This is a genomic window from Vibrio sp. LaRot3, from assembly GCF_027587025.1.
GTDB lineage: Bacteria > Pseudomonadota > Gammaproteobacteria > Enterobacterales > Vibrionaceae > Vibrio.
This window is the reverse complement of record NZ_JAPPTI010000006.1, coordinates 99,925-114,750: the sequence shown is the minus strand read 5'-3', so window position 1 is coordinate 114,750 and position 14,826 is coordinate 99,925. Positions and strand designations below refer to the sequence as shown.

13 protein-coding genes are annotated in these 14,826 nt (G+C 43.9%); 5 read left to right on the top strand and 8 right to left on the bottom strand.

The window, feature by feature from the left end:
- Complete coding sequence (locus OH461_RS13555; RefSeq protein ID WP_270021140.1) at positions 1-2,412, top strand: bifunctional aspartate kinase/homoserine dehydrogenase II; 2,412 nt, start codon at positions 1-3, stop codon at positions 2,410-2,412.
- Between the two features lie 209 nt (positions 2,413-2,621).
- The gene (metF, locus tag OH461_RS13550; RefSeq protein WP_270021139.1) at positions 2,622-3,518 is read left to right on the top strand and encodes a methylenetetrahydrofolate reductase; all 897 of its coding nucleotides are present in this window, start codon (positions 2,622-2,624) and stop codon (positions 3,516-3,518) included.
- Positions 3,519-3,593: 75 nt separating this feature from the next.
- On the opposite strand, the gene zapB is transcribed toward metF, so the two are convergent.
- Positions 3,594-3,836: a cell division protein ZapB gene (gene zapB / locus OH461_RS13545; RefSeq protein ID WP_270021138.1), complete on the bottom strand. Its 243-nt coding sequence runs from the start codon at positions 3,834-3,836 to the stop codon at positions 3,594-3,596.
- Between the two features lie 320 nt (positions 3,837-4,156).
- Between zapB and glpX the strand changes: the two genes are divergently transcribed.
- On the top strand, positions 4,157-5,164 hold the full coding sequence (gene glpX, locus OH461_RS13540; protein ID WP_270021137.1) for a class II fructose-bisphosphatase: 1,008 nt from the start codon (positions 4,157-4,159) through the stop codon (positions 5,162-5,164).
- A gap of 177 nt (positions 5,165-5,341) precedes the next feature.
- Here glpX and groL read toward each other — a convergent pair whose 3' ends face one another.
- The 6 genes from groL to murB all read right to left on the bottom strand — a co-directional run bounded on the left by groL (position 5,342) and on the right by murB (position 10,881).
- Positions 5,342-6,988 (bottom strand): chaperonin GroEL, encoded by a 1,647-nt coding sequence (gene groL / locus OH461_RS13535; protein WP_270021136.1) that lies wholly within the window; start codon positions 6,986-6,988, stop codon positions 5,342-5,344.
- A gap of 70 nt (positions 6,989-7,058) precedes the next feature.
- Positions 7,059-7,349: a co-chaperone GroES gene (locus OH461_RS13530; protein WP_270021135.1), complete on the bottom strand. Its 291-nt coding sequence runs from the start codon at positions 7,347-7,349 to the stop codon at positions 7,059-7,061.
- A gap of 184 nt (positions 7,350-7,533) precedes the next feature.
- Positions 7,534-8,304, bottom strand: coding sequence for a Wzz/FepE/Etk N-terminal domain-containing protein (locus tag OH461_RS13525; protein ID WP_270021134.1), 771 nt, complete (start codon positions 8,302-8,304; stop codon positions 7,534-7,536).
- 76 nt (positions 8,305-8,380) lie between these two features.
- On the bottom strand, positions 8,381-8,725 hold the full coding sequence (locus OH461_RS13520) for a DUF3135 domain-containing protein (protein WP_270021133.1): 345 nt from the start codon (positions 8,723-8,725) through the stop codon (positions 8,381-8,383).
- A 111-nt stretch (positions 8,726-8,836) separates the two neighbouring features.
- The gene (gene birA / locus OH461_RS13515) at positions 8,837-9,826 is read right to left on the bottom strand and encodes a bifunctional biotin--[acetyl-CoA-carboxylase] ligase/biotin operon repressor BirA (protein WP_270021132.1); all 990 of its coding nucleotides are present in this window, start codon (positions 9,824-9,826) and stop codon (positions 8,837-8,839) included.
- A complete protein-coding gene (gene murB / locus OH461_RS13510) occupies positions 9,823-10,881 on the bottom strand; it encodes a UDP-N-acetylmuramate dehydrogenase (RefSeq protein ID WP_270021131.1) in 1,059 nt (352 codons plus the stop codon). The genes birA and murB overlap by 4 nt, the downstream gene beginning before the upstream one ends.
- 88 nt (positions 10,882-10,969) lie before the next feature.
- Here murB and OH461_RS13505 point away from each other — a divergent pair, with 88 nt between their 5' ends.
- Entirely contained in the window at positions 10,970-11,404 is a 435-nt protein-coding gene (locus OH461_RS13505) for a GNAT family N-acetyltransferase (protein ID WP_270021130.1), read from the top strand.
- 117 nt (positions 11,405-11,521) lie between these two features.
- A complete protein-coding gene (pssA, locus tag OH461_RS13500) occupies positions 11,522-12,862 on the top strand; it encodes a CDP-diacylglycerol--serine O-phosphatidyltransferase (protein ID WP_270021129.1) in 1,341 nt (446 codons plus the stop codon).
- A 28-nt stretch (positions 12,863-12,890) separates the two neighbouring features.
- Here the strand turns inward: pssA and OH461_RS13495 are convergent, their stop codons facing one another.
- The gene (locus OH461_RS13495) at positions 12,891-14,819 is read right to left on the bottom strand and encodes a polysaccharide biosynthesis protein (RefSeq protein WP_270021128.1); all 1,929 of its coding nucleotides are present in this window, start codon (positions 14,817-14,819) and stop codon (positions 12,891-12,893) included.
- Positions 14,820-14,826: the final 7 nt, after the last annotated feature.

Below are 14,826 nucleotides of genomic sequence, written 5' to 3'. Positions count from 1 at the left end.
ATGACCGTTGAACGTCAACTGCATAAATTTGGCGGCAGCAGCCTAGCTGACCCAGAATGCTATCGCCGCGTCGTGAGTATTCTTAAAGAGTATTCAAATCAGGAAGACCTCATCGTGGTATCCGCCGCCGGAAAAACCACTAACCGCTTAATTGAGTTTCTTGAAGGGCTTAATAAAGATGGTCGATTAGCTCATGAAGCTTTGCAAGATCTGCGTCAGTTTCAATCAGAGCTGATTGAGTCATTAATTGAAGAACCTGTGCAACAAGATCTTTTAGCGCAACTCAATGATGAAATCAGCACATTAGGTGAACTCACTGCTCCACTCGATAATGCCGAGCAAGCAGCTGTACTTGGCCATGGTGAAGTATGGTCTTCTCGCTTGTTAGCCGCGCTACTTAACCAGCATAGTTTGTCCGCAATTGCCCAAGATGCCCGAGCTTTTCTTCGCGCAGAAGCTGGCACACAACCAGAGGTTGACCGTGGTGCTTCTTACCCATTATTAAAGGAAGTATTAGCCCAGCATAGCCATCATCGCGTTGTTATTACCGGGTTTATGGCACAAGACTCACAAGGCTACACTGTCTTGTTAGGCCGTAATGGCTCAGATTACTCAGCGACCGTCATCGGCGCATTGGCACAGGCCTCTCGCGTGACCATTTGGAGTGATGTCGCCGGGGTCTACAGTGCCGACCCTCGCTTAGTCAGCGACGCATGCCTACTGCCATTACTGCGTTTAGATGAAGCCAGTGAGCTAGCCCGGTTAGCTGCGCCAGTTCTACATAGCCGCACACTCCAACCTGTGGCGCAGAGCACGATGGACTTACATCTGCGTTGCAGCTATCAGCCTGAATCTGGCTCGACACGCATCGAGCGTGTATTGGCCTCAGGCCGCGGAGCGAAAATTATCTCTTCACTCGATGAAGTGATGTTGATACAACTGAATTTCTCTTCAGGCCATGATTTTGCTCGCTTACAAAAAGAAACATTAGCCGCTTTAAAGCGAGCCCAGTTAGAACCTTTGGCGTATGAAGTGCAAGACGATAAACACTCACTTCGCCTCGCCTATACCGCTGAAATCGCATCCGGCGCTTTAAGTTATTTACAAGACATCGCGACAGAAGCAGAAATTAAACTCAAAGAAGGCTTCTCGATGGTGGCAGCCGTCGGCGCAGGGGTAACCAAAAACCCAAACCACTGTTACGGCTTCTATCAGCAGCTAAAGCACCTGCCAGTCGAGTTTATTAGTGAATCGCAATCAGGGTTAAGTTTGGTTGCGGTGCTGCGTAGAACTGAAACTGAGAAGCTAGTGAAAGGCATCCATAGCCAGCTGTTCCAAGCGCAAAAGCGCGTTGCAGTGGCGCTATGTGGCAAAGGAAATATAGGCACGAGTTGGTTAGAACTTTTCGCAGAACAAAAAGCTGAGTTAGAAAAGCGCCGCGGCATGAACTTTGAATTAGTCGCTGTAGTCGATAGCCAAACCTATTGGTTTAACCAAGATGGGATTGATGCGTCAACAGTAAGTGCCCACTTTGATGAAGAAGCCTGCGAATACGATGGTAGTGAATGGATTACTCAGCTTGGTTCCATCCAAGGCTATGATGACGTAGTTGTACTCGATGTCACCGCAAGCCAAGAACTCGCTCATCGCTATTTAGACATCGCCGAGCAAGGGATGCACCTTATCTCAGCCAATAAAGTCGCAGGTTCAGCATCAAGTGAGTATTACCACCAAGTGCAAGATGCATTCGCTAAGATTAATCGTCACTGGCTTTACAATGCGACTGTTGGCGCGGGTCTACCGATTAACCACACCGTACGAGACCTGCGTGAGAGTGGTGACGAGATTGTCGCACTCTCGGGGATTTTCTCAGGCACTCTGTCATGGCTTTTCCAGCAATATGACGGTTCAGTGCCATTTGCAGAGTTAGTCGATCTTGCTTGGCAACAAGGCTTAACCGAGCCTGACCCTCGCCACGACCTTGATGGCTCAGACGTGATGCGTAAACTGGTTATCATCGCCCGTGAATCAGGCCTAGCGCTTGAGCCTGAAGCGGTCAAAGTTGAGAGCTTAGTGCCAGAAGAGCTTGCTAACCTACCACTTGATGATTTCTTAGATAAGAGTCAGCTGCTAAGTGAGTTGCTAGCGGAGAGATTAGAAAAAGCACAACGTGAAGACAAAGTACTGCGCTATGTTGCTCGCCTTGAAAAGAACGGCAAGGCTAGCGTTGGTGTTGAGGCGCTACCACGTGAGCATGCACTCGCTAACCTACTCCCTTGTGACAATATCTTTGCTATTGAGAGTAAATGGTACAAAGATAATCCATTAGTTATTCGTGGCCCTGGTGCAGGTAAGGAAGTCACCGCAGGTGCAATTCAATCAGACCTAAACTTGCTTTCTAGCCAACTATAAGCCAAGCACAATGGCCTCACTATTAAGTGAGGCCATTTCATTTCCATTGTTTAAACTTGAACAAAGCTAATTGTGAAGTTGAAAAAAATTCATAATTGTATTGTTGACATTAAACCCCATTCATTACATTCTGTGGACATATAGACGTCTAAACGTCAAAAAGGATTTCAATTTGATAGGGTGGCAAAGGTAGCCACAGGGAGAGCAAGATGGGTTATACGCACGCCAGCCATATAGACGCTTTGAATCAGAACATTGCCGAACTTTCAGGCAATGACAACATCAACGTATCGTTTGAGTTTTTTCCTCCAAGCAGTGAAAAGATGGAAGAAACACTATGGAACTCCGTTCACCGCCTTAAAACCCTTAAGCCTAAGTTTGTTTCTGTTACCTACGGCGCTAACTCTGGTGAGCGTGACCGCACTCACTCCATCATCAAAGAAATTAAATCAGAAACAGGCTTAGTCGCGGCGCCTCACCTCACTTGTATCGACGCAAGCCGTGAAGAGTTAATTCAAATTGCGGATGACTATTGGTCAAACGGCATTGAAAGTATCGTAGCCTTGCGTGGTGATATTCCGCCGGGTGGCGGTGCACCTGATATGTACGCGTCTGACTTGGTTGAACTACTCAAATCTCGCCATGATTTTGATATCTCAGTGGCGGCATTTCCAGAAGTTCACCCAGAGGCGAAAAGTGCTCAAGCAGATTTGCTGAACCTAAAACGTAAGGTAGACGCTGGCGCCAACCGAGCGATCACACAATTTTTCTTTGATGTAGAAAGCTACCTAAGATTCAGAGATCGCTGTGTTGCGGCGGGTATTGATGTGGAAATTGTTCCAGGCATCTTGCCAGTATCTAACTTTAAACAAGCTTCTCGCTTTGCGGCAATGAACAACGTAAAAGTTCCGGGCTGGATGGCCAAACAGTTTGATGGTCTAGAGGATGACCCGACAACACGTCAGCTAGTCGGTGCTAGCCAAGCCATCGACATGGTGCGAATTCTAAGCCGAGAAGGAGTGAAAGACTTTCACTTCTACACCCTAAACCGCGCAGAAATGACTTACGCACTTTGCCATACGCTAGGTGTGCGTCCACAAGTGTAAGCTAGTAAATACCACTTGATAAAAGAAAGGCTGAACATGATGTTCAGCCTTTTCTGTATTCTTAGTTCTGTAGAATTATTCTACTTCATCCATCTTACCTAGTAGGTTACGGATGCGATCTTGCCATGCTGCATGCTCTTGCTGCATTTGCTGAGATTTCTGTTCTAGCTCTTCACGGCTTGAACGCAGTTCGTTCGCTTCCGTTGCTAATTTTTCTTTCTCTTCTTTCAGCTCTTCTACTTCCATTTGTAGAAGTGCGATTGTATCAACTGCAGTTTGAATTTTTGCTTCTAGTTGTTCTAGTACTTCAAAAGACATCGTAGCCTACCTTTTAAATTTAATCGGTTGAGGTGAAGATTGGTTCACACTTCACATATTGCCTTCATTCTACTCAGCGCGAAGAAGATAAACACGCCCTATATTTGATATTTTGCGCTATTCGGCTAAAAAACCGACGCTTATTGACAATCACCTAACGTAACAAGGCTTTGCTCAGGTGAAACGGCGCTTCGTAGTCACTTTACAGTGCTTCATTGATCGAGTTCAATCTCCTGCTGGCAAAAAAGCAAACGTTTCCTTTGCGATATGATAGAATCGCGCCAAATTTTACTCTTCCCTCTTAATTGTTTGGAGTCATCATGAAACGCGATTTAGCAATGGCATTTTCTCGAGTTACAGAAGGTGCTGCATTAGCTGGTTATAAATGGTTAGGCCGTGGCGATAAAAATGCTGCGGATGGTGCTGCTGTTGAAGTTATGCGCACCCTATTGAACAAAACAGAGATCAGCGGTGAAATTGTTATTGGCGAAGGCGAGATTGATGATGCGCCTATGCTTTACATCGGTGAAGAAGTCGGTGTCGGTGGTGACGCTGTTGATATTGCAGTTGACCCTATTGAAGGTACACGCATGACAGCAATGGGCCAATCCAACGCCCTAGCCGTTCTAGCTGCAGGTGAAAAAGGCAGCTTCTTAAAAGCACCTGATATGTACATGGAAAAGCTAGTTGTCGGCCCTGGCGCGAAAGGCTGCATTGACCTAAACAAACCACTTAAAGAGAACTTAGAGAATATTGCTAAGGCGCTCAATAAGCCTTTAGATACTTTGGTTGTTACCACGCTAGCTAAGCCTCGCCACGATAAGGTTATCGCTGAAATGCAAGCGATGGGCGTACGCGTTTACGCAGTGCCAGATGGCGACGTAGCAGCCTCTATCCTTACTTGCATGCCAGATAGCGAAGTAGACGTAATGTACTGCGTTGGCGGCGCTCCTGAAGGTGTCGTTTCTGCTGCTGTTATTCGTGCACTAGATGGCGACATGCACGGCCGCTTACTTCCTCGTCACGAAGTGAAAGGTGAAACTGAAGAGAACCGCATTTACGGCGCTGCTGAGCTAAAACGCTGTGAAGAAATGGGCGTTACAGCAGGTATCGTGCTAAAGATGGATGACATGGCGCGCAGCGATAATGTGGTATTCGCCGCTACAGGCATCACCAAAGGTGACCTACTTGATGGCATCACTCGTAAAGGCAACATCGCAACAACCGAAACGTTACTGATTCGTGGTCGCTGCCGCACGATTCGTCGCATTCGCTCAACTCACTACCTTGAGCGTAAAGACCCAGAAGTACGCGATATTATTCTTTAATCACAATGCTTTAGCTTAAAACAACAAAGGCTTCCTGATGGAAGCCTTTTCTATATCTATCCATTTAGTCTGTAAGCAAAACAAAAAACCAGAGCCTTAGGACTCTGGTTTTTATCAGTATAGATATGGCTCTAGCTATTTTACTTCAGAGTAATTAGCAAAGAGTCAGGAGCATGATTACATCATACCGCCCATGCCACCCATACCGCCCATGCCACCCATATCAGGCATCGCTGGAGCATCTTTAGCTGGTAGATCTGTCACCATTGCTTCAGTTGTGATCATTAAACCTGCAACTGATGCAGCAAATTGTAGTGCGCTACGAGTTACTTTTGTTGGATCTAGGATACCCATAGCAATCATATCGCCGTATTCGCCTGTTGCAGCGTTGTAGCCGTAGCTACCTTCGCCGCCTTTCACGTTGTTAGCAACAACTGACTCTTCGTCACCTGCGTTGCGTGTAATTTGACGAATCGGAGCTTCCATTGCTCGTAATGCAACACGGATACCAACGTTTTGTTCTTCATTGTCACCTTCAAGGTCAACAATCTTAGATGCTGCGCGGATTAGAGCAACACCACCACCAGCAACAACGCCTTCTTCAACCGCTGCGCGAGTTGCGTGTAGAGCATCTTCTACGCGATCTTTTTTCTCTTTCATTTCAACTTCAGTTGCTGCGCCAACTTTGATTACTGCAACACCGCCTGCCAGTTTAGCAACGCGCTCTTGTAGCTTCTCTTTGTCGTAGTCTGAAGTTGCTTCTTCGATTTGCTGACGAATTTGAGCAACGCGACCTTGGATCATCGCTTCTTCACCAATACCATCGATGATGGTCGTGTTTTCTTTAGTAATCGCAATACGCTTAGCTTGACCTAGATCTTCTAGCGTTACTTTTTCAAGCTCTAGACCCACTTCCTCAGAGATAACTGTACCACCAGTTAGAACTGCGATGTCTTGTAGCATAGCCTTACGACGGTCACCAAAGCCAGGCGCTTTCACAGCTGCAACTTTCACGATACCACGCATGTTGTTCACAACTAGCGTTGCAAGCGCTTCACCTTCAACGTCTTCAGCAAGAATAAGTAGTGGACGAGATGCTTTCGCTACAGCTTCGAGAGTTGGTAGAAGTTCACGGATGTTTGATACTTTCTTATCGATAAGAAGAACAAATGGGTTCTCTAGATCAACAGAACCTGCTTCTTGGTTGTTGATGAAGTAAGGAGATAGGTAACCACGGTCGAACTGCATACCTTCAACAACATCTAGCTCATCTTGTAGAGCTTGACCTTCTTCAACAGTGATAACGCCATCACGGCCTACTTTTTCCATTGCTTCTGCAATGATGTTACCTACGCTTGCGTCAGAGTTCGCAGAGATAGTACCAACCTGAGCGATCGCTTTAGTATCTGCACATGGAACAGAAAGCGCTTTTAGCTCTTCCACTGCCGCAACTACTGCTTTGTCGATGCCGCGTTTAAGATCCATTGGATTCATGCCCGCAGCAACTGCTTTAAGGCCTTCGTTAACGATAGCTTGAGCAAGTACTGTTGCTGTTGTCGTACCGTCACCCGCAGCGTCGTTTGCTTGAGACGCGACTTCTTTAACCATTTGCGCGCCCATGTTTTGGAACTTATCTTCAAGTTCAATTTCGCGCGCTACAGATACACCATCTTTAGTGATAGTTGGTGCACCGAAAGATTTATCTAGTACTACGTTACGACCTTTAGGGCCTAATGTTACTTTTACTGCGTCAGCTAGAACGTTTACACCTTCAAGCATTTTTACACGTGCGTCATTACCAAATTTAACGTCTTTAGCAGCCATTTTTTATTTCCTTTCTAAATTCTATTCGATTTCGTTTTATTGAATCAGAGTAAATTACTCAACGATTGCTTTACTCGACGATAGCCATGATGTCGTTTTCAGACATAATTAGAACTTCTTTACCGTCGATTTTCTCAGTTCTCGTGCCGTAGCCTTCTGCGAAAATAACAGTATCACCAACTTTAACGTCCAGTGGCTGTACTGAGCCATTCTCTAGGATGCGGCCTTTACCTACAGCTAGAACCACACCGCGAGTCGATTTTTCCGCAGCAGAACCAGTAAGAACGATGCCACCCGCTGACTTAGATTCAACTTCTTGGCGCTCTACGATAACTCGGTCATGTAATGGACGAATGTTCATTGGTCGTCTCTCCTGAATATTTGTTTTTATGGTAATCCGTTTCAAACTCAACAGAGTTGAAGCCTTATGAACACTATATGAGGGACAACAAAATCAAACCCAAGGGGGCAAAAGGGATTTTTTTGTGAGAAAGGCAACAAAAAGGGCTCAAATCAGAGCCCTTGGTTTTCATAGAAAAGTAATGCTATTCGGTTTCTAGCTCTTCACGGCGGAAAGCAAAACGGATAAGGACGATGGCAATGCCGAACATTGCGCCAAGCATGGTGCCCATAATAACTATTTTAGCCCTCTTCGGCTTAATATGTGTTGTTGGCTTAACAGGGGGGGTTATAACACTAATAAGTTGAGTCTCTGGACTTTCTAAAATTGCTTTTTGAAACAATAATTCAGCATACTTTTCTGCCAACGCATCTCTAATTGAACCAGTTTGTTGTTCAATAATACCTTGGGTTGCTGCTAGGGTGACCTCAATTCTACTTAAGAGTGTTGTTTTCAGTGCATCATTTACTTCTTCAGCATAAACCTGAACGGGATCAAGTGACTTTTCAGGAGAAAGGGATGAATTAGAAATGAATATCTCCCCATTTTTTGACACTGAGATAGACAGGCCGGAGAAAACGACAGTTGAATTATTTGCATTCTTCCTTATCATTTGATAAACATCTTGACCTGTCAGAATGGATTGCAATTGAAAATAACTAGAAATGATTTTTGAGCTTGGAATTCCACCACTGGTTTGAACCACAAACTTTGCATTAGACTGGTAAATATTAGGTTGTTGGTAAGCATATAAAACCGAAGCAGCACCGAACAACATTGTCGCTATGGTAATGATAAATTTACCTTTCCAAAGCGCTACAAATAGTTCTCTGAGGTCAATCTCATAGTCTTGTTTTTGAAAATTAGGAAAAGAATGTTGATTTGATGGGTAGTTTGTTGAATTTGATTGACTCACATTAATCCCTTAAAAACATTAAACTCTGATTTTATGATAAGAGATTATCATACAAACACCCTGCCCTATGCTAACTTTATTTGCTTTTTCTACCAGTACCAAGGTGTAAGAGAACAACATTCTCATCATTTATGTTCGCAGATTCACAGTCATACAAAGTATCTTGAAACTTACCCACTTGCTTAACAAGCTCTTGCATCAGAACGACATTAACGTGATTGGGGTTTTTGCAGTGACCGACAAGCCGATCGATATGGCTTTGTTGTGCCCAGAGTCTATCTCGCATCACGGAAGAAGCCGAGCGAATCATCTCCTCGCATTTTTCTCTTTTTAACTGCTCAAAGGCTGATTCATCCTCTTGCACAAGCTTAACAAGTTCATCAAAACTTGGCAGCTTCTGATTTAATGCTGATTGGCTCATAGTGGCTTCCATATGCTTTATTGCTCAATAATATTGAGCCTAGTTCATATGTTAGCCAGTTGCGTATACTGACAGTCTTATTTTTAAGACAACTTAAGCAAGGAAGCTGAATCAAACAGAAGGACGTAACGAAATTTCACCGCCAATGTAGCTCTCTAACCCCTTCGAAGTTTCAATTAAAATAGCACCTTGCTCATTGATACCTTGCGCAATACCTTTAATCTCTTTGTTACCCATAATTAAACGCACTTCGCGACCGATAAAGTTATCTAAGCGATTCCAACGAGAAACGAAACCTGTCATTCCACAGTCTTCGTACTCTCTTAATGCACTATCGAGCGTATTGATTAACGTCGCTGCAAGCTTATTCCGGTCAATGCTATCCGTTCCAATCGCTTCACTTAAACTTGCCCAAGGCTGCGTAATACCCTGTAAAATAGTGTAATTTGACGACGTCTGCTGATTGTTATGCATCATCAAATTCATGCCCATACCAATCACTAAGTTTGCAGCAGCTCCCGCCTGACCAGACATTTCAACCAAAATGCCGGCTAGCTTTCTGTCTTCAAAATAAAGATCGTTCGGCCATTTAAGCTTAATCCCCTCAACGCCCATTTTTTCCAAAGCTTCGACAATAGCCACCCCAACGACAAGGCTCAGCCCCATGGCAGCGGCCATTCCTGCATCAAGGCGCCAATACATAGACATGTATAAATTAGAACCAAATGGCGAAACCCACTCACGCCCGCGTCTTCCTCGCCCTTTTTCTTGATACTCTGCGATACACACTTGCCCCGATGGCAAGCTATCCGCGCGATCCAACAAATATTGATTGGTAGAATCAATCACCGAAATAAGCTCTACAGGAACATCAACTAGCTCTGACAATCGCTGTTGATCAAGCAACTGCATCGGTACGGCAAGGCGGTAGCCTTTTCTTTGGACGCTAAATACATCCACTCCCCAGCCTTGTATTCCCTTAATATGTTTACTCACTGCAGCTCGCGAGATTCCTAATCGTTCACCCAAATCTTCACCGGAGTGAAATTCACCATCAGATAGACATTTAAGTAGGCTTAATTTAGCGCTGTGCTCTTTCACTCAAGCTCTCCTAACAACTGGTTAAGGTTGGTTTCAGCTGTTTCTCCCATGAATCTCACTTCATGCTCCAACGCAACATGGTATTTTTGCCAAACGGATTGGCGCACAAAGTCAGCCAGGCTAATGACATCCTGAGCTGATGCATTGTCGGCGTTCACCAAAACTAATGCCTGATTAGGATGAACCATTGCGCCACCAATCTGATGCCCTTTAAGGCCACATTGATCAATCAACCACCCAGCGGCAAGCTTTACAGGACTCTCTGCCTCACTACCTACCGAGTAACCAACGATGCTAGGGTATTGCGATTGAAGCTCGGTAAATTGCTGTGCACTGATCACGGGGTTTTTGAAAAAACTACCTGCATTACCAATCTGAGCAGGATCTGGTAGCTTCTCCATTCGCACCTGACAAACTTGGTCAAAGATCTCCTTCGCTGTTACTGTTCTGACCGAAAAGGATTGTAATGGGCCATAAGCTAAATTTGGTTGCCAATCTTTAGCGAGTTTCAAGCCGACGGCGACAATAATGACTTTTTCAAACAACGCATGTTTAAAAATAGAATCTCGATAACCAAACTGACACTCGATTGCAGATAAACGCTTAACCTCAAAAGACTCAAGTTCGAGGACATCGACATATTCACATACATCTTTAAGTTCAAGGCCATAAGCGCCTATATTTTGAATAGGGGCAGAACCAACACAACCGGGGATTAACGCCAGATTTTCTAGACCATTGAACCCTTGCTCGACAGTCCAATGTACTAAACGAGGCCAATCTTCACCTCCAGCAACATGCAAATGCCAATGTTCTTCGCTTTCTCGCACATCAATACCTTTCAATCTATTGATGATAGCGACGCCACGATAAGGAGCAGTAAAAAGCATATTACTGCCACAACCCAACATCAGCTTAGGCAGATCTAACCAATCGGTTTTCGAATAAATCTGTTTAATGTCATCAATAGATTCGACTGTCACAAGTAGTTCACTAGGCTGCTCTATTGCAAAGGTATGGTACTTACGGAGACTGGCATTGGTTTGAATTTGCATGAGTTCGAATTGCACCCGATCGGTTATGTCATTTACACTGCGGCTATTCTACATAGTTCCTAATGCAGATCATACTAAGGCCTAGAAAATGAGCGAGCTGACTATTGCTTCCCTTGAGCCAATTAAAATCCCTCTGATTTCCCGTTTATATAAAGCGCACTACCCATCGGGTAAAGCCAAGAAAAACGAACTCACCATAGTAGGCTACAAGTTAAATAGCATTGCGTGTGTGGTTCGCTTTCGCCCTATAGAGCAATTTCAGTTGCTAACCGGTATGCTAGTTGTTCCAGAGCACAGAGGAGAGGGTTATGCTCATCAATTGATGAGTTACTGTCGTCAACATACATTATCTGAAGTGACATACTGTTTTGCGTATAGCCATTTAGAACCCTTTTATCAAAAACATGGCTTCGCAACTATTGAACAAGAAGCGCTGCCAAACAGCCTAAAATGCCTTTATCAGCGGTATGTTAAGAGTGGGAAAGATCTCATTCCAATGCATTATCTACCAGATTTATCATGAACTCAGCGTGATTTCTGGTAAAGCTAGGTTTAGATTTGGTAATATCCGTCTTCTGCTTAATTGTAGGCTTATGTTTGCCAATGCTAACACTTGCCAATAAAAGGTTTACTAATCGACATGATCGCTAACAGGCACTCTTTCCAGCACCTTCCTACTCTCGCACAAGATCCTTCACAATTTGAAGTGCTCTTTTCAGCAGTAGATTTTAGACATCGTTTAATAAAAGCGATTCAGGAAGCGAGCAAGCGTATCTATATTGTTGCCTTATATTTGGAAGATGATGAGGCAGGACGAGAAATCCTAACTGAGCTGTATGAAGCGAAGCAGCGTAACCCTGGGTTAGACATCAACATCTGTGTCGATTGGCACCGAGCTCAGCGTGGACTGATTGGAGCAGAAGCCACTCAAACCAACGCATCTATGTATCAAGCGTATCATAGTCGCTATGAACATAAAGTCCCGACTTATGGTGTACCTGTTCGTGGCCGTGAAGTCTTTGGCGTTCTTCACCTAAAAGGCTTCATCATCGATGATACGGTAATCTACAGCGGTGCAAGCCTAAACAACATTTACCTTAACTATAAAGATAAATACCGTTTTGATCGTTACCACACGTTGCAAAATAAAGCGCTCGCTGACAGCATGGTGCAATTTGTTCAAGAAGAGATGATCGCTCACCCTGCGGTCAATAATCTTGCTTGCCCAGCTAGACCAGAAACAAAAGAAATCAAAGCCCGAATTCGTCAGCTTCGAGCTTCGCTCGCTAGCTCTAAATACAAGTTCGAACACCAAGAAGCCACTCCTGAGCAAGTCGCTATCACACCGCTTGTCGGAGTGGGTAAGAAACGTAATCGACTGAATCAAAACGTCAATCATCTGCTAGCTCTTGCTAAAGATGAAATCGTGATTTGTACGCCTTACTTCAATTTCCCACGCAGTGTGGCTAAGGAAGTAAAAAAAGCAATCAAACGCGGCGTTAAAGTCACAATTGTTGTTGGCGATAAAACCGCAAATGACTTCTTTATTGCGCCAGACAAAGAGTTTAAAACCATTGGTGGTTTGCCTTACCTATACGAACGTAACTTACGCCAGTTCGCAAAGATTAACGAAGCAAACATCGCAGCACGAAAGCTGTCTATACACTTATGGAAGCATGAGGAAAACAGTTTCCACCTAAAAGGTATTTGGGTGGACAAGCGCTACATGCTACTAACAGGCAATAACTTGAACCCTCGAGCATGGAAACTCGATCTTGAAAATGCACTGCTCATTCAAGATCACTACGATCACCTGACGAATAAGTTCGAAAGTGAAATCGACAACATCCTCCAACATACTCAACTGATCTGTACATACAAGCAATTGGAAAAAGTGGAAGACTACCCAGAAGTAGTACAGAAGCTAATGCGTAAAATTACGAGGGTGAAAGTAGATAAGATTTTGAGACAAATTCTTTAATAAAAAAGCGCCTTTAGGCGCTTTTTTATTAATGGACACTTTGAGCTTCATCCGAATGGTACTGCTTCCAAACTAAATCACCAATGCCGTCTGTGGGACTAAAATCAGTTGGAGCATCTAGAAGCAGCTGACGTATTTTTTCGTGTTCAAAGTTATGACATGCATTGTCCAATGCCGAGAGCAGCACTTGATATTCTTCCATTGGCAAAAAGCGTTCATTCGCAGTTAAGATCCGCTCATGCGCCGTTTTCTCGACATTATCACCAATCAATAATTCTTCGAACAACTTCTCACCAGGGCGTAAGCCTGAGAACTGAATCTCAATATCACCATGTGGATTGGTTTCATCTTTCACATCCAAGCCAGACAGTTGAATGAGGTTGGTGGCCAAATCAGTAATTTTAACAGGTTCGCCCATATCCAAAACGAACACATCACCACCTTTACCCATTGCACCAGCTTGAATTACTAACTGTGCCGCTTCTGGAATAGTCATAAAGTAACGAATAATCTCAGGGTGGGTAACAGTAACAGGCCCTCCAGTCGCAATCTGCTTTTTAAACACAGGTATCACGGAGCCAGAAGAACCTAAAACATTACCAAAACGAACCATACAGAATCGAGTTCCTTTGGACTTAGTATTTTCTTGCTGAGCTAACGCTTGAAGAGCCAACTCTGCAACCCGTTTAGTCGTGCCCATAACATTAGTTGGCCTCACTGCTTTATCTGTAGAGATCAGCACAAACGACTCGACATTCGCTTCGATCGCAGCTTGAGCAGTATAAAAAGTCCCAAATACATTGTTGCGAACGCCTTCCACGACGTTGTATTCCACAAGAGGCACGTGCTTATATGCAGCTGCATGATACACAGTTTGAACAGAAAAGCTTTTCATAACCGTAGCTAAACGATTAATCCGCTGAACTGAACCTAAAAGTGGAACAATCTCTACATCTAACGATTCTCTTTCTACTAAAGCATTTAGCTCTCTATCAATCTGATAAAGACCAAACTCAGAAAGCTCAAACAAAACTAGTTTGGTTGGTTTATTACGTAGAATCTGCCGGCAAAGCTCAGAACCTATAGAGCCCCCAGCTCCCGTGACCATTACCGTCTTTCCTTTAATGTTTGCTTCCATCAATACTTGTTGAGGCGCAACAGCATCACGGCCAAGTAAATCTTCTATTGCGACATCTTTTAGCTCGTCAATCTTAGCTTTTCCATCAACAATGTCCTGCATATCAGGAACGGTTAAAACTTCAGCAGAAAGATGAACTAACGAGCTTAATATTTCTTTACGGCGAGCACGTGAAGCACTCGGAACAGCAAGTAAAATCTGCTCGACATTGTATTTATCAACCAAAAATTGGGCTCGATTAACTTGATGCACAGTTAAGCCCATCAAAACTGTATTCTTTAATGTCTTATCCTCATCAATAAAGGCAACTACCTTGTGAGTCTCGGAATTTCGAAGAGCAAGAGCTAACTGACGACCTGCAGAACCTGCTCCATAGATCAATACGGCTTTGCGCCCTTTCTTGTTTGTTTCAGCAATCAACACCCGAACTATGAGACGTGAACCACCACACAACAGGCAAAGAAATGCACCATAAATTATAGGGATAGATCTAGGAATAGGAGCATCAAAATAAAACGCCAACGTAGCAACTGATATGGCCGATATAACCGTACCAACACTAACGACCGCTAAAGCATGAAATGTAAGATATCGTAATACTGCACGATACAACCCTAACTTTGTAAATATTAGGGTCGTAATTATAACCGTACCACCAAGCACCATACCTACGGAGGGCATGGTAACGATCTCTATAGAGCCAACTCGAGTCCAATAAGCAATATAAAAGGAAGAAATAATAAAAATAGTATCAATTAAGACACTGATTAATCGCTTATGGAGTCGAGATAAGCCCCATATATAATTTAGCCTAGACATAAAAGAT

Coding starts and splice junctions, on each gene's coding strand:
- groL (WP_270021136.1), bottom strand. CDS start 6,988: ATGGCTGCTAAAGACGTTAAATTTGGTAATGACGCACGTGTAAAAATG.
- OH461_RS13505 (WP_270021130.1), top strand. CDS start 10,970: ATGAGCGAGCTGACTATTGCTTCCCTTGAGCCAATTAAAATCCCTCTG.
- pssA (WP_270021129.1), top strand. CDS start 11,522: ATGATCGCTAACAGGCACTCTTTCCAGCACCTTCCTACTCTCGCACAA.
- zapB (WP_270021138.1), bottom strand. CDS start 3,836: ATGTCTTTTGAAGTACTAGAACAACTAGAAGCAAAAATTCAAACTGCA.
- murB (WP_270021131.1), bottom strand. CDS start 10,881: ATGCAAATTCAAACCAATGCCAGTCTCCGTAAGTACCATACCTTTGCA.
- glpX (WP_270021137.1), top strand. CDS start 4,157: ATGAAACGCGATTTAGCAATGGCATTTTCTCGAGTTACAGAAGGTGCT.
- OH461_RS13520 (WP_270021133.1), bottom strand. CDS start 8,725: ATGAGCCAATCAGCATTAAATCAGAAGCTGCCAAGTTTTGATGAACTT.
- metF (WP_270021139.1), top strand. CDS start 2,622: ATGGGTTATACGCACGCCAGCCATATAGACGCTTTGAATCAGAACATT.
- OH461_RS13555 (WP_270021140.1), top strand. CDS start 1: ATGACCGTTGAACGTCAACTGCATAAATTTGGCGGCAGCAGCCTAGCT.
- OH461_RS13530 (WP_270021135.1), bottom strand. CDS start 7,349: ATGAACATTCGTCCATTACATGACCGAGTTATCGTAGAGCGCCAAGAA.
- OH461_RS13495 (WP_270021128.1), bottom strand. CDS start 14,819: ATGTCTAGGCTAAATTATATATGGGGCTTATCTCGACTCCATAAGCGA.